20 protein-coding genes are annotated in these 21,775 nt (G+C 40.4%); 11 read left to right on the top strand and 9 right to left on the bottom strand.

Going from position 1 to position 21,775, the window contains the following annotated elements; translation table 11 throughout:
- Positions 1-80: 80 nt before the first annotated feature.
- Both BTO08_RS16540 and BTO08_RS16535 read left to right on the top strand, forming a co-directional pair.
- Positions 81-317, top strand: a complete 237-nt coding sequence (locus BTO08_RS16540) for a hypothetical protein (protein ID WP_045083649.1) — start codon at positions 81-83, stop codon at positions 315-317.
- A gap of 510 nt (positions 318-827) precedes the next feature.
- Positions 828-1,484: a toxin-antitoxin system YwqK family antitoxin gene (locus tag BTO08_RS16535; RefSeq protein WP_105061738.1), complete on the top strand. Its 657-nt coding sequence runs from the start codon at positions 828-830 to the stop codon at positions 1,482-1,484.
- A 135-nt stretch (positions 1,485-1,619) separates the two neighbouring features.
- Here BTO08_RS16535 and BTO08_RS16530 read toward each other — a convergent pair whose 3' ends face one another.
- The 3 genes from BTO08_RS16530 to BTO08_RS16520 are packed head-to-tail and all read right to left on the bottom strand — an operon-like array spanning position 1,620 to position 5,538.
- Positions 1,620-2,465 carry a DmsC/YnfH family molybdoenzyme membrane anchor subunit gene (locus BTO08_RS16530; protein WP_105061737.1) on the bottom strand — a complete coding sequence of 282 codons (846 nt, stop codon included), beginning with the start codon at positions 2,463-2,465 and terminating at the stop codon, positions 1,620-1,622.
- Position 2,466: 1 nt separating this feature from the next.
- A complete protein-coding gene (locus BTO08_RS16525; protein ID WP_105061736.1) occupies positions 2,467-3,084 on the bottom strand; it encodes a DMSO/selenate family reductase complex B subunit in 618 nt (205 codons plus the stop codon).
- A gap of 9 nt (positions 3,085-3,093) precedes the next feature.
- Positions 3,094-5,538, bottom strand: a complete 2,445-nt coding sequence (locus BTO08_RS16520; protein ID WP_105061735.1) for a DmsA/YnfE/YnfF family dimethyl sulfoxide reductase — start codon at positions 5,536-5,538, stop codon at positions 3,094-3,096.
- Between the two features lie 311 nt (positions 5,539-5,849).
- Here BTO08_RS16520 and BTO08_RS16515 point away from each other — a divergent pair, with 311 nt between their 5' ends.
- Positions 5,850-6,434, top strand: a complete 585-nt coding sequence (locus BTO08_RS16515) for a molecular chaperone TorD family protein (protein WP_105061734.1) — start codon at positions 5,850-5,852, stop codon at positions 6,432-6,434.
- Complete coding sequence (gene napF / locus BTO08_RS16510) at positions 6,434-6,958, top strand: ferredoxin-type protein NapF (RefSeq protein ID WP_105061733.1); 525 nt, start codon at positions 6,434-6,436, stop codon at positions 6,956-6,958. Before BTO08_RS16515 ends, napF begins: the two co-directional genes overlap by 1 nt.
- A 208-nt stretch (positions 6,959-7,166) precedes the next feature.
- On the opposite strand, the gene BTO08_RS16505 is transcribed toward napF, so the two are convergent.
- Positions 7,167-7,667: a fasciclin domain-containing protein gene (locus BTO08_RS16505; protein WP_105061732.1), complete on the bottom strand. Its 501-nt coding sequence runs from the start codon at positions 7,665-7,667 to the stop codon at positions 7,167-7,169.
- Between the two features lie 430 nt (positions 7,668-8,097).
- On the opposite strand from BTO08_RS16505, the gene BTO08_RS16500 reads away from it, so the two are divergent.
- The 7 genes from BTO08_RS16500 to BTO08_RS16470 all read left to right on the top strand — a co-directional run bounded on the left by BTO08_RS16500 (position 8,098) and on the right by BTO08_RS16470 (position 16,440).
- Positions 8,098-8,877 carry a 3-hydroxybutyrate dehydrogenase gene (locus BTO08_RS16500; RefSeq protein ID WP_105061731.1) on the top strand — a complete coding sequence of 260 codons (780 nt, stop codon included), beginning with the start codon at positions 8,098-8,100 and terminating at the stop codon, positions 8,875-8,877.
- Between the two features lie 98 nt (positions 8,878-8,975).
- Positions 8,976-10,100: a patatin-like phospholipase family protein gene (locus BTO08_RS16495; RefSeq protein ID WP_105061730.1), complete on the top strand. Its 1,125-nt coding sequence runs from the start codon at positions 8,976-8,978 to the stop codon at positions 10,098-10,100.
- Between the two features lie 19 nt (positions 10,101-10,119).
- Positions 10,120-10,863, top strand: a complete 744-nt coding sequence (locus BTO08_RS16490; protein ID WP_105061729.1) for an acetoacetate decarboxylase — start codon at positions 10,120-10,122, stop codon at positions 10,861-10,863.
- Between the two features lie 321 nt (positions 10,864-11,184).
- Positions 11,185-12,669, top strand: coding sequence for a carbon starvation CstA family protein (locus tag BTO08_RS16485; protein WP_045083645.1), 1,485 nt, complete (start codon positions 11,185-11,187; stop codon positions 12,667-12,669).
- A gap of 104 nt (positions 12,670-12,773) precedes the next feature.
- On the top strand, positions 12,774-14,444 hold the full coding sequence (locus BTO08_RS16480; RefSeq protein ID WP_105061728.1) for a sensor histidine kinase: 1,671 nt from the start codon (positions 12,774-12,776) through the stop codon (positions 14,442-14,444).
- 31 nt (positions 14,445-14,475) lie between these two features.
- Positions 14,476-15,201 (top strand): two-component system response regulator BtsR, encoded by a 726-nt coding sequence (btsR, locus tag BTO08_RS16475; protein ID WP_105061727.1) that lies wholly within the window; start codon positions 14,476-14,478, stop codon positions 15,199-15,201.
- Between the two features lie 162 nt (positions 15,202-15,363).
- Positions 15,364-16,440 (top strand): PQQ-dependent sugar dehydrogenase, encoded by a 1,077-nt coding sequence (locus BTO08_RS16470; protein ID WP_105061726.1) that lies wholly within the window; start codon positions 15,364-15,366, stop codon positions 16,438-16,440.
- 19 nt (positions 16,441-16,459) lie between these two features.
- Here the strand turns inward: BTO08_RS16470 and BTO08_RS16465 are convergent, their stop codons facing one another.
- From BTO08_RS16465 to BTO08_RS16445, 5 genes are read right to left on the bottom strand one after another with little or no spacing between them, the layout of a single operon-like run.
- Positions 16,460-17,308: a Brp/Blh family beta-carotene 15,15'-dioxygenase gene (locus BTO08_RS16465; protein WP_105061725.1), complete on the bottom strand. Its 849-nt coding sequence runs from the start codon at positions 17,306-17,308 to the stop codon at positions 16,460-16,462.
- Positions 17,301-18,404 carry a lycopene cyclase family protein gene (locus BTO08_RS16460; protein WP_105061724.1) on the bottom strand — a complete coding sequence of 368 codons (1,104 nt, stop codon included), beginning with the start codon at positions 18,402-18,404 and terminating at the stop codon, positions 17,301-17,303. The genes BTO08_RS16465 and BTO08_RS16460 overlap by 8 nt, the downstream gene beginning before the upstream one ends.
- Before the next feature lie 18 nt (positions 18,405-18,422).
- The gene (locus BTO08_RS16455; RefSeq protein WP_105061723.1) at positions 18,423-19,340 is read right to left on the bottom strand and encodes a phytoene/squalene synthase family protein; all 918 of its coding nucleotides are present in this window, start codon (positions 19,338-19,340) and stop codon (positions 18,423-18,425) included.
- Positions 19,337-20,824 (bottom strand): phytoene desaturase family protein, encoded by a 1,488-nt coding sequence (gene crtI / locus BTO08_RS16450; protein WP_105061722.1) that lies wholly within the window; start codon positions 20,822-20,824, stop codon positions 19,337-19,339. The genes BTO08_RS16455 and crtI overlap by 4 nt, the downstream gene beginning before the upstream one ends.
- A gap of 3 nt (positions 20,825-20,827) precedes the next feature.
- Positions 20,828-21,724, bottom strand: coding sequence for a polyprenyl synthetase family protein (locus BTO08_RS16445; protein ID WP_105061721.1), 897 nt, complete (start codon positions 21,722-21,724; stop codon positions 20,828-20,830).
- Positions 21,725-21,775 lie beyond the last annotated feature (51 nt).

The following is a 21,775-nucleotide window of genomic DNA, read 5'->3' as shown; positions in this document are numbered from 1 at the left end:
TTGATATTTCTATTATCAGATATAAATAATATAATAACTGTAAAATAAGAATTAATTCTAAAATCTATTAAGGATTTATAATGGAAATTCGTGAGTTTAAGATAACAGGTATTATTCAACAAGGAACAAACCATCGAGAAATTGATTCTATAATAGACTCAACGACCAGTATCGAAGCTTTCAATACTTTCATCAATGAAAACCCTACAATAAGAAATGGGTTCAGACTTGAACGTCACAATAACCATGGTAATGCTGATACCGCAATTTACGTTAACGCTTCCGATATGACCAAGCTAACCATCCAGATAGGTTAACCTTTTGTTTTAATTTTAAAAATTAATTTCAAATAGACTGGTACGCAACTTAGATCACATAAATTAAATCAAACACCTTATCCCACCTAAGTTTGATTAGATTGCAACCAGTCTGAAATTATGAATAATGAATTTCATATTGTATATAATTACAGCTAAAAGCTCGCTTATGCATGCTTTTTATTCTTTTCATTTAAATTAAAGATAATATTATCTTAATAAATCTTTAATCGTATAGAATAGAAAAATCAATCAGTATCATATCTACATTTTCACCTGTAAATAATATCTCTACTAATTTTAAAAAATATAAATTCATAAATATATTTTAAAAAAGTAAAAAAACTTTAGCACTTAATCCCCTATTTCAATTTAAAAAATTCAGCGTACATGGTGGTACGAAAGTAAGATCTAGACAAATTTTGTCTTCAACTCTCACTGATGATGCTCCGACGAAACAAAGCTAAACCTATAATTCTCTAATCATAGTGGATTAAGTAGAGTGACAAGATGAAAAAAATAATAGCCTTGCTCACAACGTTATTACTGGTTGTTCCAATTGTATCTTTTGCCGCTATTCACAAAACATACTACCCCACAGGTGAACTAAGAAGCCTAGATAACTATGTAAACGGTAAGCTCGAAGGGCTACGAAAAGGCTTTTACAAAAATGGCGTGTTAAGAACTGAAGGCTATTTTAAAAATGGCAAACCCGAGGGCATGGTTAAAAGCTATTACGACAATGGAGCGCTTCAGCTTGTTGGCTATTTTCGTAACGGCTATCCACAAGGACCCAGCAAAATTTATTATAAAAGTGGTGCCTTAAAATACGAAGAAAACTATCTTAATGGGCAAACGCATGGGCTGTTAAAAGCTTACTACGAACATGGCGGGATCAAACTTGAAGAAAACTATGTTAATGGCAAACCTCGGGGAAGTTTAAAAGGCTACTATGATGACGGTACACTGGAATTTGAAGAAAATTATCGTAGAGGCAAACTAAACGGAACTACGAAAAGTTACTTTAGAAATGGGCAGTTAAAGGTTGAAGAATATTATGTTGATGGCAAAAAAAATGGGGTGGTAAAAATATACAATAAGCAAGGCGATCAAATTGGTCGATTACGTTATAAGAACGATGAATTAATTGACAGCAATAAGCCATAGCTCATAGCTCATAGCTCATAGCTCATAGCTCATAGCAGCGTGATACTTTTCTATAATCCAAAATAAAAAATGAATAGGAACTCACGCCCCTATCCATTTTATTCTTCATCAATATTTCGCTTATATGGCAGCGTATTACATACCAGCGCTTAAGTGCATGCCATAGAAGAAGCCACGACCGATTAGCTCTGCTACCACAATCATGGTAAATGCCATAGCCATTGGTAATACCGTTACGTTTTTACGCTGAACTACAGGTAATAACCACAGCAACATCGCAGTAACGATTAAGACAATACGAGCGATCTGCAAGCTTGTGTGCTGTGGCACTACCGCTAATGCTGTCGTCACACTGGTTTCAATACTTGCAAGGTGCGATGAAAGCAACATCACAACTACCACTACCGCGAACATCCCCACCAGCCCCATAACAGGTAGTAGCTTGTTCGCTACTGTGCTGTCATGTTTTGCCACTGATAACAGTAGTTGTGCCAATGCTGTACCGCTGATCAGCATAGTGATCATAAATGCTGCTGGCGTTAGCGGTGTGTACCACGTTGGCACAGTATCAATCATATATACCATGGTCATCGCATACATAAAGGCAACGCCCACCAGCATTGCGCCGATCATCAGGGCTTTGCGGATTGCTACACTGCCAACGTTTAATACCGACAATAACCAGAACATGCCACCTAAAGCGAAGAAGGCACTACCCGTTGCAATTTCATTTGATAACCAAGAGCTACCCAGCATATTCAACGCATTCATTGCGCGTAGTGGACTACCAAGGTGCATAATCGATGCAAGGAAACCCAATCCCATTATTGCCCATAAACCGAACATCGCTTTATGAAGACGCTTTTCTGCAGCGAGTGACAGTTGCTTTGTTAACATCATGGTGGCTAACACTAAAAATGCACCTACCGATGTTTGTGCCAATACCGTAAAGACGATAAGCGGCCATTCATGCCATGCCATATTACACTTCCTTCGGGTTAGCCAAGTGACCTGTGGTGTCTCCACAAGGACGCGCATGGCGGTTCGGTTTAATGATGATGTTTGGTTGCGTTAGTGATGCTTTTGGTAGCGGTGCCACTTCTGCATGACTGCCGTATTTGGCGCGTAGCTCTGCAATAGGGCCAAACTCCAATGCACGAAGTGGACAAGAATCGACACAAATAGGCTGTAGCCCTTGACCAACTCGCTCATAACAACCATCACATTTGGTCATGTGACCTTTTTCAGCATTGTATTGTGGTGCGCCGTACGGACATGCCATGCCACAGTACTGACAACCGATACATTTTTCAGTATCGACAACCACAAAGCCGTCTTCTTTACGCTTGTGCATCGCGCCGCTTGGACAAACTTTGGTACAAGCAGGTTTAGTACAGTGATTACACGCCATCGATACATAGTAAGAAAACACGTCTTGACGCCAAGTGCCGTTATCTTTTACCCAGTTACCACCCGCATATTCGTATACACGACGGAAGTTAGCCCCAACATCTAAATCTTTGTTGTCTTTACAAGCAAGCTGACACGTTTTACAACCGGTGCACTTACTTGAATCAATATAAAAGCCGTATTGTTTCATGCTTTAACCTTATGCCTTTTTCACCAGTTGAACTTCCACTAAGTTAGTATGCTGTGGATTACCTTTCGCCAGCGGACTCGGACGCTGCGAGGTTAATACGTTGATACAGCCACCTTTATCGACTTTACGTTTATCAGGGGCATACCAAGCACCTTCACCTAACGCGACCACACCCGGCAGAATACGTGGGGTGACTTTGGCTGGAATTTGGGTTTCACCACGATCGTTGAAAATACGGATCAAATCGCCGTTTTCGATACCACGTTGCTGGGCATCAATCGGGTTAATCCACATTTCTTGACGTGCCGCTTCTTTGATCACATCGACATTGCCATAGGTTGAGTGACAACGGGCTTTGTAGTGGAAACCGGTTAACTGTAGTGGGAATTGCTCACGCTGTTTTGAATCCCAACCATCAAACGTTGACACATAGATAGGCAATGGGTGGATCACTTCGTCTTCTTGAAGCTCCCATGTTGCCGCTAGGTGTGCTAAACGCTCAGAGTAGATCTCAATCTTGCCCGATGGTGTGGTTAACGGATTCTTCTCTGGATCTTCACGGAAGTCTTTGTAAGCAACAAAGTGGCCGTTTGGATCGCGACGCTTGTAGATACCTAGCTTACGCATGGTTTCAAAATCAGGCAGTGATGGATCTTGCTCACGGGTTAACGCATACAAGTGACGTAGCCACCCTTCTTGATCGCGCCCCTCGGTAAACTGCTCACCCACGCCCATGCGTTTTGAAATTTCAGAACACATTTCGTAAATACCTTTGGCTTCAAACTGCGGTTCAATCGCTTTATCAGCAAAAATGAAATACGGCATGTTGGCTGCTTTAGTATCCATACAGAAATCAGATTGCTCTGACGTTGTTAGATCGGGCAAGACGATATCGGCATATTTTGCCGATGAAGTCATGTGGTTATCAATCACCACAATCAGCTCACAGGCTTTGTCGTCTTGTAATATCTCGTGAGTTTTATTGATATCAGAATGCTGATTGATCAAACAGTTACCCGCGTAGTTCCAAATCATTTTAATTGGTGATTTGAGCTGTTTAACCCCACGGACACCATCACGTAGATCGGTCATTTCAGTGCCGCGCACAATCGCATCTGTCCATAGGAACATAGGGATCGACGCTTCAATAGGGTTCGTTAAGGTTGGGAAACGGACAAACGGAATGTTGTAGTCAGATTCACGCGCACCAGTACCACCACCGTTAATACCCACGTTACCTGTTAGCAGTGCTAACATTGCGATCGCACGACAGGCAATTTCACCATTAGCGGTACGCTGTAAGCCCCACCCTTGCAGTACCGCACAAGGTTTGGTTGAGCCAATTTCACGGGCGGTTTTAATAATGGTATCAACCGGAATCCCGGTAATTTTTGCTGCCCACTCAGGGGTTTTCACAATACCGTCTTCGCCTTCACCTAAGATGTAAGACTTGTAGTCACTCTTAGCAGGCGCTGATGCTGGTAAGGTTTTCTCATCGTAACCGACACAGTATTTATCCAAGAATGGCTGATCGACCAAATCTTCTTTGATCATTACATACGCCATTGCCGCTACAAATGCTGCGTCTGTACCTGGACGAATTGGGACCCACTCATCTTCACGACCACCCGCAGTATCAGTATAACGAGGGTCAACCATGATCATGCGTGCTTTTGAACGCTCTTTTGATTCCATTAAGTGATGAATCAAACCGCCGCCTGACATACGCGTTTCAGCAGGGTTATTACCAAACTGTACAATTAACTTGGTGTTTTCAAGATCAGAGAACGAGTTACCAGCCCCCCAGCCACCATAGGTGTAGTTAAGGCCTTCTTTGATTTGTGCTGTTGAGTAGTCACCGTAATGATTTAAGTAACCACCACAAAGGTTCATCATACGTGCAACTAACGAGCTTGCTGGCGGCCATGATTTTGTTACTGTGCCACCCAGCGTACCTGTGCCATAGTTCAGATAGATCGCTTCATTACCGTGATCTTTGATGATTCGCTTCATATTGTTAGCGATTTCATCATACGCCTCATCCCATGAAATACGTTTGAATTTACCTTCACCACGATTTCCGACACGTTTCATTGGGTACTTCAAACGATCAGGGTTGTAAACACGGCGACGCATTGAACGGCCACGTAAACACGCACGCACTTGGTGATTACCGTATTCATCATCACCTGTATTGTCGGTTTCAACCCATTTGATTTCACCATCAACTACATGCATGCGTAATGGACAACGGCTACCACAGTTAACGGTGCACGCACTCCAGACGATTTTTTCATTCACCGCTTGCTCTGTCGCGGCAGCAACAGGGCTTGATTTAAATGGCAGGGTCATGGCGCTGGCAGTCGCAGCCAATCCACCGACAGCACTCGACGTTTTCATAAAATCACGTCTTGATAGGCCACCGGAAATCATTGCTTTCAGTGTGTTTTTCATAGGACAACTACTCATAAAAAATGCGAAAAGACTCTCGCGGTCTTTTTCTGGGCGTTCTTTTACACTGAAATTACAGAGGGAATTATTGCGCTAAATCAACAAATCGTATTTGCAATATGAAATTCCATAATTGTTGATTCGCAACTGAGAAGCTAGTCACAAATTTATATAATCTGAAATTTTCACCAATATTTAACAAGCATTTAATAACATAATTAAATGCAATTGCTTGTTTTGTTTTTTTGACCAAGCGCAATTTTTTCCGCTTATTAACTCGGTATGCTCCGCCAAAAATTTATCAAGTATTCTCTATGTATTACGAAGCTACACTTTTTCGCCTTCTTGGTGGTCTTTTGTTCTACTCACCAACATCAAACAATGGCATAACCATCTTGCAAGCTTTCACAGATCAAGATGATGATTTATTAAAAAATATTGCAGAACTTGCCCGTATTGTTAACACGGAAGATCTCGAAGCTGATCACTTTCAATTACTACAAGGCTGTGGTGATATGCCTTGTCCACCATGGGGATCGGCGTATTTAGATAAAGAAAATGCCTTATTTGGTTCATCAACCTTGGCATACCGTGAGTTTACTCGCCAACAAGGTTTAGCCTGCGATACGGGTATGCGCGAGCCAGAAGATCACATCGGTTTAATGCTAATGCTGGTATCGTTATTACTTGAGCAAGATAATCAAGCAGCAGCAAATCAGTTGCTCAGTGAGCACTTAATGCCCTTTGCGCCTTTCATGCTTGAAAGCATGCAGCAACATGCTGAAACCGCTTTTTACCAACAACTGGCTGCTTATACACAGGCATGGTTAATCATCTATTGTGAAGAGCAACAGTTACAAATCGCATCACACCGTAACTACTGGCAAGAGAGCGAATAATGAAAACCGATAGCACCGAATCAGTGCCTAACGAACATGAAATAAACCACAGTCGCCGTGGTTTATTTCGTGCGCTATCGCGCGGTGTATCGCAATCTGCCGATACCCTAAAAGCTGACAGTATTAATACAGGAAGGCCACTCGGTGCTGTCGAAGAAAGCCTATTTTCTCGTTTATGTAATAACTGCGAAAAGTGTGTCGCGGCTTGCCCACAGAATATCTTAGCAATGGGAACAAGTGGGCCTGTAATGGATCTGAGTTTTAACCATTGCACCTTTTGCCAAGCCTGTATTAATGCTTGTGATACTCAAGCACTGAATACCCTTAACACCACAGATACAGGGTGGCGTCCAACCTTTAGTAAAAGCTGTAACGCCAAAATTTTTGATAACTGCCAAGAATGTGTTGATGATTGCCCCAAACAAGCACTCAGCCTAATAGCGAACAGCATCCCCATCTTAAATGATGATTGCAATGGGTGCGGTGAATGTCTATCTAGTTGTTATATTAGTGCGGTATCTTAAATATATTCTATGCTCGAATGTTCCTTTTACTCTAAGTAACATTCGTTCTAAAAAGACAATAATGTAAGTTAGTTTATTGGAAGAAAAACACTTTATTTATCGAATAACAAAATGGATAGCAGCATTAGCTCCTATCCATTTTTAAATTAAGACTAAACACATTTATCAAGGGGGAATCAATAAAGTGATATTATTTAAAATATGTTATCTAGTTACTCGACTGTATTAATACGCTGTCAATTACGTGAATCACACCATTACTGGCTTTCACATCGGTTTTAATAACCTTTGCATCATTAATCATTACGTTGCCGCCATCGACTGTGATTTTCACTTTCTGACCTTCAAGTGTTGTCGCGTCATTTAATTTAACCACATCATCTGCCATAACTTTTCCAGATATAACGTGGTAAGTGAGGATATCAATTAGCTTTTGTTTATTCTCGGGCTTTAGCAAAGTTTCAACAGTACCAGCAGGGAGTTTGCTGAATGCTTCATCTGTTGGCGCTAATACCGTAAATGGTCCCGTTCCCTTGAGTGTATCAACCAGACCCGCAGCTTTCACGGCAGTAACAAGCGTGGTAAATGAGCCATTTTCAACGGCAATATCAACAATATCCTCTTTCTCTCCATGATGCCCGGCGTAAGCATTAACACTGACTAAACTTCCTACTAAAATCGATGCTGAAATAAGTACTGTTTTTAACATGGTTAACCCTCTAACGACTAAGAAATTAAATGTTACAGTTTCATTTACGTATTCATTTTTTAGAAGGATCAACAACGGGCGAGATAAATTTTACTTAGTAAAAGCCTTGTCACAAGATAGCTATCAATAATTAGATGAAGAAACGGTAACCCATATTTTATATTCTTAATATCAATCCATAAAAATAATAACATCTTTATCAATTACTGTTATTCTCATAAATAATTTTCTTTTCGTTGAAATTTAAATACTACTTAACACTGACGTATTTATACTTAATAGATATTGAACGAATTCAAATTAAAATAATTATTACACTTTTAATTAAATGAAAGTTTACATTACTTTTTTGATCGCTTTTTAATTCTATTTCTTATGTATATTAAATATAACACCGCTTAAAAAACACACAATGTAAAAGGGGTTATATATGAAATTAGAAAATAAAGTCGCTATTATTACAGGTGCTGCAAGTGGAATTGGTCGCGCTATTGCTTTTGAATATGCTAAAGAAGGCGCTAAAGTTATTGTTGCCGATTTAGATATTAATGCAGCGGAAAAAACGGTCGCAGAAATAAAAAATAACGGTTCAGATGCGCTCGCTATTTCAATGAACGTGACCAATGAAGAGCAAGTCAATAATGACATTCAAACGGTTATTGATAACTTTGGTCGAATCGATATTTTAGTTGCTAATGCGGGATATCAACATATCGCGTCTGTTGAAGAATTAACTTATCAACAATGGAAAGATTTACTCTCTGTACATTTAGATGGAGCATTCTTAACAACCAAAGCCTGTTTAAAACACATGTACAAACAAAAATCAGGCTCAATTATTTATATGGGCTCAGTTCATAGTAAAGAAGCCTCTAAATTAAAAGCCCCTTACGTTACAGCAAAACATGGCCTAATTGGCTTATGTGAAGTTGTTGCAAAGGAAGGCGCTGAATATAACGTGAGAGCGAATGTTATTTGCCCCGGTTACGTTAAAACCCCACTAGTCGAAAAACAAATTCCAGAACAAGCAAAAGAGTTAGGCATCACTGAAGATGAAGTTGTTAAAAATGTGATGTTAAAAGATACGGTTGATGGACAATTTTCAACGATGAAAGACATCGCGCAAGCCGCTGTTGTTTTTGCTAGTTGGGAAACCAATGCCTTAACAGGGCAATCTCTTGTCGTTAGTCATGGCTGGTTTATGCAATAACAATATTTATTGTTTATTTCTCCCTCTGACTTTGAATTTTTAGTTCACGGTTCAAAGTCAGCCATACGTATTTAGCCATTTCCTATAAGGCATTATTAATGCAGAATAAAACCAATAAAAAGATTGTTTATGTCTTCCAAGGTGGCGGAGCATTAGGCTCTTATCAATTAGGGGCGTTTCAAGCATTAAATGAAAAAGGCTTTGCCCCAGACTCTATTATCGGTATTTCTATCGGCGCGATTAATGCCGCCATTATTGCGGGTAATAAACCAGAAAATAGATTGAAGAATCTTGAGATATTTTGGGAAAGAGTGACCTCTTCCATGTCTTTTTCCAATCTCTTTTTTAACTTCAATAATAAAATGAAAAACTGGGCAGATGCACAACAAGCAATATGGCAAGGTCAACCCGGTTTTTTTAAACCTAAAATATGGCCAAGCGAATTTGAAACATATAAAACATCAGACTTGAGTTACTATGACACCTCACCATTAAAAGAAACACTCAATGAACTAATCGATTTTGACTATTTAAATCAAAAAGAAGTCAGATTAAGTCTCTGTGCGGTCGATCTTGAAAGTGGTGATTTTAAAACATTCGATAGTTTTCATGAAACCATCACGGCTGATCATATTATGGCAAGTGGTGCGATGCCACCCGGCTTTCCACCGGTTGAAATTGATGGAAAATATTATATCGATGGTGGGTTATATTCAAATACACCGATCATGTCGATACTAGAAAGAATATTGAATAATCCTAATGGTCGTCGAAATAAGTTGTGTTTCATGGTGGACTTATTTTCAGCCAAAGGTGATTTACCAACCAACATGAATGCATTAGCTGAAAGAGTAAAAGACATTCAATTTTCTTCAAGAACTCGAAGGGCATCTTATCTTTATTCAACCTCTAAAAATCTGTGTTCTGCGATTACTTACTTAACGCAATTTTTATCGGAAGAAGATAAGAAAGATCCCAAAGTTCAAGAAATATTAAAATTAAGTCATACCAATAGCCTCGAGATTGTTCATTTAATTTATCACTCTCAACAAACTGAACTTGAAAGTAAAGACTATAACTTCAGCAAAGAAAATTATTATCGCCATCGAGATAATGGTTACAAAGATACTCTCGCACTTTATCAAAAAGATCATGAACAATGGTTAATCGATGAAAATGATAACGATATCCATATTTATACCTTGGATGAAGATCTTATTTAAAAACAGATAGAGATAAAATATGAAAATAGAACAAATAAAAAATAATGCTTTTTCTATGCCGATCACAACCCCCTCGGCACCTCTCATCGATTATAAATTTAAAGATAGAGAATATCTGATCATCTCTTATGAAACTGACATCGAATTATTAAAAGAAGTGGTACCAGAGCCCTTAAAAGTGATCAGTAATGTCGTACATTTTGAATTTATGAAAATGCCAGATTCTGCTGGGTTTGGGAGCTTTAAAGAATCAGGTCAAGTAATTGAAGTTGAGTACAATGGTAGGAAAGGACTTTATAGCCACCTCATGTTTGTCGATGATGTCGCCTCTATTGTTGCCGGCAGAGAAATTTGGGGATTTCCTAAAAAATATGGTTTTCCCTCACTCGATGTCGATGTTGACACCCTGACGGGACGATTAAAATACAATCAAACCGAAGTCGCTATTGGCACTATGGGGTATAAATATTATGAAGGTGATATTGCTGCAACAAAATCAGCACTCGAAACCACACCTAATTATATTTTAAAGGTAATCCCCAGTGTGACAGGAAAAGGCACTGACGTTTGCCAATTAATTGAATATTACATGGCAGATGTAAACGTTAAAGGCGTGTGGACAGGCCCTGCAGCGCTTCAGTTATTCGAACATGCCCTAGCGCCGGTTGCTCAACTACCTATCAAAAAAGTCATTGGGGGTAAGCATCAAATCGTCGACTTTACGCTTTCATACGGTAACGTTTTGTTCGATTATCTTAAATAGTTTTATTCTATATTCATTGTTATGAATACTTTTTACAAAAGAAAATCATCAGATAATACGATCATTATCCTCATAAATCAGAATAGGCATAACGATATCGCTTATGTGATGATTTTCTCATTTCACAGTTCGTTACTTATCAATAACGCTATCAATTTCATCAACTTTCTAGCTCTCCTCTACTGTATACCAAACCACTTAACCTTCTCTGTAACCACTCATCGCACTATCCTGCCACTCACCTATTAACTAAATGCGGCTAACTAAAAAGACCAATACCATACACCCTAGCTTCCCCCTACTATATTAAGGACAATTGCTATGATGTGGTTTCTGACCTGTGTCGCCGCGCTTATTGGTGGCTACTTTATTTACGGTGCTTTCGTAGAGAAAGTATTCGGCATAAAGGAACACCGTAAAACCCCTGCACATACCAAAACAGATGGTGTCGACTTTGTTCCTATGTCGACAAAACGTGTCTACCTCGTTCAGTTACTCAACATCGCCGGTGTTGGTCCTATTTTTGGCCCTATCATGGGTGCGCTGTATGGCCCAGCTGCAATGCTCTGGATTGTGGTTGGCTGTATTTTCGCAGGTGCTGTTCACGATTACTTCTCTGGTATGTTATCTATCCGTAATGGTGGCGCATCAGTACCGAGTATTACAGGTCGTTACCTAGGCAATGGCGCAAAACACTTTATGAACCTTTTTGCCATTGTTCTCCTCTTGCTTGTCGGTGTGGTCTTTGTTTCTGCTCCTGCAGATATGATCACTAACCTTATCAATGACCAAACCAGCCTAAGCGTTAACGTAACTACGATGGTTGTGCTTATTTTTGGCTACTACATTCTGGCAACAATTGTGCCTGTTGATAAGATCATTGGTCGCTTTTATCCATTATTTGGTGCACTTCTAATTTTCATGTCTGTGGGCTTAATGGCAGCCATTGCGTTCTCTAGCGAACATACCGTAATGGGTGATTTCAAAGTGAGCGAAATGTTCACTAACTTAAACCCGAATGACATGCCACTATGGCCTGCATTGTTCATTACTATCGCTTGTGGTGCTATCTCTGGTTTCCATGCGACACAATCGCCATTAATGGCGCGCTGTATGCACAATGAGAAAAATGGTCGCTTCGTATTCTACGGTGCGATGATCGGTGAAGGTGTGATTGCGCTAATTTGGTGTGCTATTGCTCTGTCTTTCTTCGGCTCGCTTGAGTCTCTTTCTGAAGCGGTAAAAAATGGTGGTCCTGGTAACGTAGTTTACAGTGCATCTTTTGGTTTACTGGGTACGTTTGGTGGCGTCTTAGCGTTCTTAGGTGTTGTGATTCTACCTATTACCTCTGGTGATACCGCGTTTCGTTCAAGCCGTTTGATCTTAGCTGAGTACTTCAACGTTGAGCAAAAAACACTGCGTAATCGTCTACTAATGGCTATTCCACTGTTTGTACTAGGTGGCATTTTAACCCAAGTCGATTTCGGGATTATCTGGCGTTACTTCGGCTTTGCTAACCAAACCACTGCTGTGATGATGCTCTGGACGGCTTCTGCTTACTTACTTCGCCATAATAAGTTGCACTGGATCACTACCGTTCCAGCCATCTTCATGACAACAGTGTGTGTGACCTTCATTTTAAATAACAGCACATTAGGTTTCGGCTTACCTATGCAGATCTCTACCATTGTCGGTATTGTATTCTCGCTATTCGTAACAGGTTACGTAATAAAAATCTCGAAAGGCAAAGGTGATACTGACTTTGCCGATGAGGAAGAAATAAAAGCAACGTCAGAAACGGCATAATCGCACATATTAATTTGCTTGATTCCTCGATCTAAGAGCCTGCGCACCGCAGGCTTTTTTTGTTTGCCTTACAATCGCGCATTATTTTTATCATGAGCTCCAATATGGAATTGATTGTCTCTTTGCTACAGCAAATGTGTGTTTACTTAGTACTGGCTTATATGCTGAGTAAAACCCCCATTATTTTGCCTTTATTGAGCATTTCTTCTCGTTTTAGTCATAAGCTGATTTGTTACGTGCTGTTTTCTGGCTTTTGCATTCTCGGTACCTATTTTGGCTTGCATATCAACGATGCAATTGCGAACACCCGTGCTATTGGTGCCGTTATGGGCGGATTATTTGGCGGCCCTGTGGTAGGTTTTGCGGTGGGTTTAACGGGCGGTATTCATCGCTATACTCTTGGTGGCTTTACTGATCTTGCCTGTACCATTTCGACCACTGCCGAAGGCTTAATCGGTGGTTTACTCCATGTTTACCTGCTTAAACGTAACAAAGGCGCATTGTTATTTAACCCTTGCATGGTGTTTGGTGTCACCTTTGTTGCTGAAGTGGTGCAGATGATCATCTTAATCACTGTCGCCAAACCTTTTGACCAAGCCTATGAGCTCGTTTCTACCATTGCAGTTCCAATGATCATTGCCAATTCCGTTGGTGCGGCACTGTTTATGAGTATTCTGCAAGATCGTAAAACAATATTTGAAAAATACTCTGCGGCCTTTTCTCGCCGTGCCTTAACCATTGCAGATCGCTCGGTTGGTATTCTTAGTACAGGCTTTAACAGTGACAATGCCAATAAGATCGCTCGTATTATTTATGAAGAAACCAAGGTCGGTGCCGTTGCGATCACAGACCAAGAAAAGCTTTTGGCCTTTGTCGGGATCGGGGATGATCACCATAAGCCAAACACCCCTATTTCTTCACAAAGCACCTTAGATTCGATAGAACAAAATGACATCATCTACCTTGATGGCCGTGAATCCCCTTATCAATGCTCCATTGCCCATGACTGTAAACTCGGTTCGGCTCTTATCATTCCACTGCGTGCAGGCAATCAAGTTGTCGGCACCATTAAGTTGTATGAGCCAAAACGAAAACTGTTTTCAACCGCTAACATGTCGATGGCAGAAGGTATTGCGCAGTTACTATCCAGCCAAATTCTTTACGGTGATTACTTGCAGCAACAAACCTTATTATCACAAGCCGAAATCAAACTGCTACATGCGCAAGTGAATCCTCACTTCTTGTTTAATGCCCTTAATACCATCAGTGCTATTACAAGACGCGATCCAGATAAAGCCCGAGAGCTTATTCAAAACTTATCGCAATTTTTCCGCAGTAACTTAAAGCAAAATATCAACACCGTGACGCTACGAGAAGAGTTGGCACACGTAAACGCCTATCTCACTATAGAAAAAGCCCGTTTTACTGATCGCCTTGATGTCGACATTAATATTCAACATGAATTACTTGATACCAAACTGCCCAGTTTTACGCTTCAACCTCTGGTAGAAAACGCTATCAAACACGGTATTTCTAATCTATTAGAAGGCGGAATCGTGAAGATTTATAGCCAACCTCACCCATTAGGCTATGAAATCACGGTTGAAGATAATGCTGGAAGTTATCAGCCACCAGCAGATAGCCATATCGGATTGGGGATGGAGATAGTCGATAAACGCTTATCCAATCAATTTGGTCGTGATTCAACGCTAAAAATCACATGCACACAGCACCAATTTACCCAAATAAGTTTTATTATCCCCAACGCACAATAAGTACAGCAAATCACATAAAAGGTAAGCTTGGATGTTAACTGCTCTTGTCATTGATGATGAACAATTTGCCCGTGAAGAGCTGGCAGAGTTATTGGAAGAAACAGGCTATGTTACGGTGATTGGTGAAGCGCCAAACGCTATTTTTGGGCTAAAGAAAATCAATGAGCTAAAGCCGGATATTGTCTTTGTTGATATTCAAATGCCACAAGTAACAGGCATTGAACTATTAAGCATGCTCGATCCTGAAACTATGCCTTATGTGGTGTTTGTAACCGCTTACGATCACTATGCTATTCAAGCGTTTGAAGAGAATGCTTTTGATTATTTATTGAAGCCGGTTAATCCAAGTCGTTTAACCAAAACAGTGAGTCGTTTACATAAAGTGATACAACAATCAACGCCTCAGCAAGCCATCTCCGCTATTGCGCCGAATAAGCTCGATCAAATCCCCTGCATTGGTCATAACCGTATTGTGATTCTTACCACCGACACAGTGGAATGTGCCTATAGTGATATCAGTGGCGTGCAAGTACGTTCCAATAATCAAACCGCCAGCACACAACTCACCTTAAAAACATTAGAAGAAAAAACACCGTTGGTGCGTTGTCATCGCCAGTATCTGGTGAATATCAAAATGATCAGTGAAATTAAACTATTAGAAAATGGGTTAGCTGAAATTATTACAAAAACAGGGTATGAACTTCCCGTTAGCCGTCGCTATCTTTCAGTACTTAAAAAGCTACTCGGTATTTTGTAAAAAGCACATTGCTTTGGTTTGATAAAGGGCCTTTTAAATCAAGTTAATTTGCATGTAGGACTATTTTTCTACATTGATACAATGAAAAAGTTTAATAAAAAATAGTTGTAGCGATATCAACTGCTAGATTTTAATAAGAAAGACGTATCAAAGGAATGAGCCATGAAAGCAATAGCAGCTCTATTACTTGCTTGTATCTCTCTATCTGCATATTCAAGCCAGTACAACGCAATAGAAATTGCGAATAACTTTCAAATCCCTTGGGGAGTGGAATTTGTTAATGAAAAACAAGCTATCGTAAATGAAAAAAATGGCACTGTTTCATTACTCGATATTACCTCTGGTAATAAACAGATCCTCTTCAAAGTTCCAGACGTTGATAGTCATGGTCAAGGTGGTTTATTGGATGTTGCGCTTGCGCCTAATTCAGATACAAAGCACCCAATACTCTTCTTTACCTATAGTAAATCGACGCCAAAAGGCACCACCGTCGCACTAGCCACAGCTAAATTACAAAATAATAAACTAGAAGGCTGGAAAGATGTTTTCGTTGCCGATGCCATAACCAGCACTGGTCGTCACTTTGGTAGCCGTATTACATTTGTTGATGATAAGGTTTACTTCTCTATTGGTGATCGTGGTGTACGTGACAATGGACAAGATCTTCAAACTCATGCTGGTTCTATTATTCGCTTGAACCTCGATGGCTCTATTCCAGCAGATAACCCCTTTAAAACAAATAAAGGAAAACCTGAAATCTGGAGTTACGGACACAGGAATCCTCAAGGCCTGTTTTATGACAAATCAACAAAACAGCTCTGGTCAATTGAGCATGGGCCTCGTGGTGGTGATGAAATTAATTTGATTAAAAAAGGGGCTAACTACGGCTGGGCAAAGGTATCTCATGGCAAAGAATATTGGGGCCCAATCGCAGTGGGTGAAGCAACGTCATTGCCTAAAATGAAAGATCCGAAACTGGTCTATATCCCTTCAATAGCACCAAGCAACATGGTGATCTACAGGGGAAGTCATTACCCTTCCTTAAAAGGAAAAATCTTAGCAGGCGCGCTTAAATTAGCTCACATTAATGTGGTAACAATTAAAGACGGTAAGCTAACTGAATCTTCTCGATTAATGGGAGAACTCGGTGAACGTATCAGAGATATCACAATTAGCCCTGATGGTTATCTCTATTTTTCGACAGACAGCGGTAAGATTTTTAAGCTCGAAGAGAAATAATCAATAGCATGACGATTCATCAGCTCTTTTTACTTTTTGAAAGTGCGATAACATACATGTGGGGAACGGTTAGCGAAGCAAGCCCCCAAAACAATGTTTGTAATGATTTATCTTCAACGGGACCAATTGACTCCAAGGAGAGAAATAAACCAATGAAGAATAGATAAGTCATTATTAATAACAAAGATACAAATCGGATAGAAAAATCTTGTCTGGTGACAATACGTGGCAAATATTCAGCATAATGACGATAGCTATGAAGTAGGCAAAAGTAACAAGCGAAATAAATAAACGGCGATGCTACAGCACTAATAATGACTAACAGTAGGCCTTCGACAAGATTGGCTTTATTTGGCCTATACAACAGAAAAGTAGTACCGACTAAACACCACACCACAAATAACCACATTACGTCAGAGAAGTCATACCCTGTCAGTAATAAAAAAATTCTCATGGTTTCTGCAGGATGGAAAATGACTGGCAGAGCTATGATGATGCCCCCCAAACCAATACATTGAAGCCTTGAGCTCGTTGGTTGATCTCCCCAATCGGCGCCAAAATGGTATGCCGATACCAACAAAAACAGAACAAAAGAAAACAAAGGTGAGATAACCCACCCTAAATAGACCACGATAGATAATACTAAATAGCCAAACAAAAACAGCCATGTCGACGTCTTTTTTAATGACACGCTTTTTAAAGCAATCCATGGATCAAACAAACCGTGTGGTAGACCGATGAACAAAACCATTAACATCACCGGCCAGAACATAGCCCAATGCTCAACAAGTAAAACCAGTGGAAGCGCACACAGCAAAAAGCACACAGGCTTCTGCTTTATCGCACTGTTCCAATCCGCTTTAACCACCAGCCATTACCTCTTTAATAAACGGCCATTTTGGTAAAGCGCTGATCACTTGCATCCATTCTTTCATACCAGCTTCATCACTCATAAATGCAGAAAATTGGTCACCGTTTAACTGGCTTGCCATTCGAATGAAATAGTCTGGCCCATCCACAGGATTATGCTTAATGACGTTTAAAAACAAGTGATCCATTCTAGCCTGCAGGTGATGTTGCTGATGTGAAAACGCTTTTTGTTTGGTAATAATTGATTGCGAACAAGCCAATGCCCATGCTTGGATCCGCAAAAAACCATAGCCAGAACTCGCCCGTAACGCACCACCAGCAATCCCCCCTTTAACCAATACAGAGCCTTCTAAATGTGTCTGCCCCATGGGTAAAATGGCTGATTCACGGCGGATAATCGATTCAATTTCAATGTCTTCTGCTCGGAGCGCGGATTGGAGGTCATCTTTCAACAAATCGGGATTTAGAGGGTAGCGATGAAAAACCGTGGGCTCAATTAATATGTGCCAAGGAGAAAATGGAAGAATGTAATAAAAACGCATGCATTGACTATCGCCATGCATATTACACATTAGCCTTACAGTATCAGGCGCGAATATAGGGCGGGATAACGTGACCTCATAACCTAAAAATGACTGATATAGTATTGCTTCACAAGGTCTTGGGCGAGTATCAATAACGATATCAGCTTCTAAATTACCGGATGTTGTCTCCACCAACCAAGATTGGGAGCGAGTTGGCGAAACAGAGACGACTTCGACTTCCATTTTTAACGATACATTTGCCGAATCCAATTGTTGTAAGCAAAAGTCGTAGTAGTTTTCAGCAGGGAGACAACAATATGAGGTCGAGTCGTAATAATGAATGTGTTGTGCATCATTTAACGATGAGAATAGACATTGTTGCCAACGATATTGAGCCATTTTATGCCATTGGCTATCTGGTTTTGCCCAATAACACCATGTTCTGTCATTTTCGTAGCACTGCCTTGATTCCAGTAATGATACCGAACCAGAAAATCCTTGTTCCTTTAAACAACGAGCAAGCGCCAAGCCCGCACAACCTGCACCAAGAATTGCAACATTGACTTTCATTGTTCACTCTCCCTGAGTCTAGAGTCCTAAAACATTGACGATATTGGTGTGCAAACCTTTATCATGAGGACGATGCCAACGTCTGGTTCCATTACTCAATATAAAGTGAAGCATACACTTCGCCGTCAACGCGCACTTTTTAGCCATAGAGACCGTTGCCCGTACAGTAAAATCAGGCTCTCTTTCTATTTGAAACCCAATCGCTTGGTAACATTTTGCGGCAATATAAATGGATAGCCTTGATTGTTTAGGCAAATAAGATAAACCCGACATACCACTGCTGTAGTATTGCTCAGCTAACGATAAGAGCTTTTTCCTTGCATGAAAAATGTCGCAATGGTGTGAAGGCGCCTGCTCGATTTCTAAGGGGGTCATACCGTGTAACCAAGTAGAGGGAACATATCTCCTTCCTAGCTGCGCATCTTCAAAAACATCTCTAGCGATATTCGTTAACTGCATCGCGATGCCAAGATCGATGGCATATTTAAAAGCAGCTCTATCATCGACCTCTAAAGCGTGACACATCATAATGCCAACAGTGCCTGCAACTCGGTAACAATACGTCAGTAATTCTCTTTTCGAATCAATAGCAGGTTCGTTTTGATCAAACAAGAAGCCGTCAATCAAATCCAAAATGGGATTAATAGGAAGCTCAAATGATTCTGTGAGAAAGACCGTATCGCGTTCAGTTTTATTTTCAATAAGGCGTTGTCGAAACTGGTTTAGTTTAGAAGAGGAGTTCCCTTGATTATCCGCTAAATCATCGAGGTATCGGCAGAATTGATACAAGCAATAGCTTCGCTCCGCATGGCGTTTTCCCATAAATAACGAAGCAAAATAGAATGTCTTACCATGCTTTGCCGTCACTTTATGGCCACCTTGCAAAAAGGCAACTGACAGCTGTGAGACGATAGTAGATTGGGAAAACTCCGTCATTGACTTCCCCCCACCTTGCCATACTTTTGCTTTAACAACGATTCGACGACTTTTGCTGAACTTAATACTCCTGGTAACCCAGCTCCAGGGTGTGTTCCCGCACCGGCTAAAGACAAGTTATTTAAGCCTTCACCATTATTATGATATCGAAACCACGCCGATTGATAAAAGTGCGGTGAAATTGAAAAACCAGCACCAGAAGGACTTAAATAATCATCTTTGAAATCCTCAGGGGTCATGTAAAAAACCGACTGAATATGGCTCTCTAAATCTGGTAATAGCGTTTGAGATAGACGCTCAATCACCCGCTGTTTTAATTTCTCACCAACCTCTTTCCAATTTTGACCGCCATCTAAATTAGGCACAGGTACGAGAGCATAAAAACTGTCATGCCCTTGTGGAGCAAAAGAAGGATCGGTTGCGGTAGGACGGTGAAGATAAAGCGAAAAATCGTCAGTGAGCACTTTATGTTTAAAAATATCGTCTAATAACCCTTTAAAACGTTTACCAAGCAAAATCGTATGATGCTCTACAGCTGAATATTGTCTATCAGTGCCAAAAAACAAGACAAACAAACCCATCGATTTACGTGCAAATTTTGTTCTTGCCGTAGCTACTATGCTGCTTTCTTTTTTTAATAGTTTTCCATAAAGGTAAGCAGGATCGATATTCGATATCAAATGATCACAAGGTAGATTAGTACCGTCTTGTAAGGTAACACTCTTAACATAGTTATTTTTCGTTTCAATCAGTTCAACAGAGTTACTGGTAATGATTTCAATATCTTGCTCAATCATTAGCTTTTCTAACGCTTTTACCAGTGCACCAGTTCCCCCCATTGCGAAATGAATGCCGAACTTTCTTTCTAAAAAATGTATTAAGTTATAGATACTGGTCGTATCAAAGGGATTACCCCCAACCAGTAGAGGCTGGATAGAAAATGCCTGTCTCAGTTTTTCATTTTGCATGTGGCTACTAACGAGCTGCCATACTGAACGGTAACTTTTTAACTTGATCATCGCGGGTAGCAGTTTCATCATGTCAGCCATTCGATGAAATGGTTTATCCGCTAACCGTTCAAAACCAACATGGTAAATCGACTTAGACTCTTGCAATAAACTTCTATAATGCTGGACGTCACTCGGATCAATATTGCCGATTGCAGTTTCAATATCATGCTGGCTGCCACCGTAATCGAATGCACTGAGATCATCAAAGACAAATCGGTACCATACTTTCAATGGTGTGAATTCGATGTAGTCGGCACGTTTACGATTAAATAATGCGAATAATTCATCAAACAAGAAAGGAGCAGTAATCACAGTGGGCCCTGCATCATGACGATAACCATCGACGTTAAAGACTTGAGCTCTACCACCAATCTGTTGATTTTTTTCGACTAAAACAACATCAAAGCCCAGTGCTCTCGCCCTTAACGCAGAGGCGATGCCTCCAAATCCCGCTCCCATTACGACAACTTTCATAAGTTATCCCTCTATACGTGTTTTTAATTCCTTGATCGTTTGCTGCAAGATAACAGTGGCTTCTGTTGGTAATGGTGCCAATGAAGAGGTTGCCTGATCTAAAAGTATTAATATTTTGCTTTTAATATCATCCTTAGCGGTATCAATATCTTCATCACTTGCGTTAAGACTTCCAGCTAATTCGTGAATTCGTATGTTGACGATATTGGGCTCTTGATTTGTCGCATCCTGTGCTTGATCACAAAGATCATCATAGAATTGATAGGCAAGTGCGAAGGAGCTTGCAGCATGAGATAAGGCTTTGGCCAGAAACGGTTCTCCTGCCAGCAGAGCCGGTAATTCAACAGATAGACTCAGCAGTGGTGCTGCTTTATTGGTCGCTATAAGCGTATATGATTGTTCAGTTAATGGCAGTTGAGGTGATAGATCATCCATCTGCCCTCTAATGGTTTCCATGACACGACGACACACCGTCGCTTGAAGATGACTGTTTGCAGGTGTGTTTATTTTAGAAAGCGCATGATAAGCCGCAACAATGAGGGTATCACCTAAACAGATTGCTTCTTCCACAGAGGCTTTAACCCACAACGCATCTTGACCTCGCCTTTGTTGGTCTTTGTCTTGTACATCATCATGGATTAAAGAAGCATTGTGTAATAGCTCAACGGTTACCGCCAACAGTTTTGCCGTATTCGTATTTAACCCTAAAGAAACCGCTGTAATATAACAAAGTTTAGCGCGTCGCTGGCTTCCACCAGATTGCTGATGATAACGTAAGTAAGAAAGTGTTACAGGGCCAGAATGCTTGCATAATTCAAACATCAACTGATTGATTTGTTGTGAGAAATTATCAGGTATAACGACTTTTAAGTCTTCATCAGTTTTCGAGATCTTATACATAGTATCCTCCATAGTAAGAGGACAAATGCCCTCTTACTAAAATGAAGATGA

Origin of the sequence: Photobacterium angustum, assembly GCF_002954615.1 — a bacterium.
GTDB classification, from domain to species: Bacteria; Pseudomonadota; Gammaproteobacteria; order Enterobacterales; family Vibrionaceae; genus Photobacterium; species Photobacterium angustum_A.
Note: the sequence above shows the minus strand (reverse complement) of the source record. Positions and strands in the feature narration are given on the sequence as shown.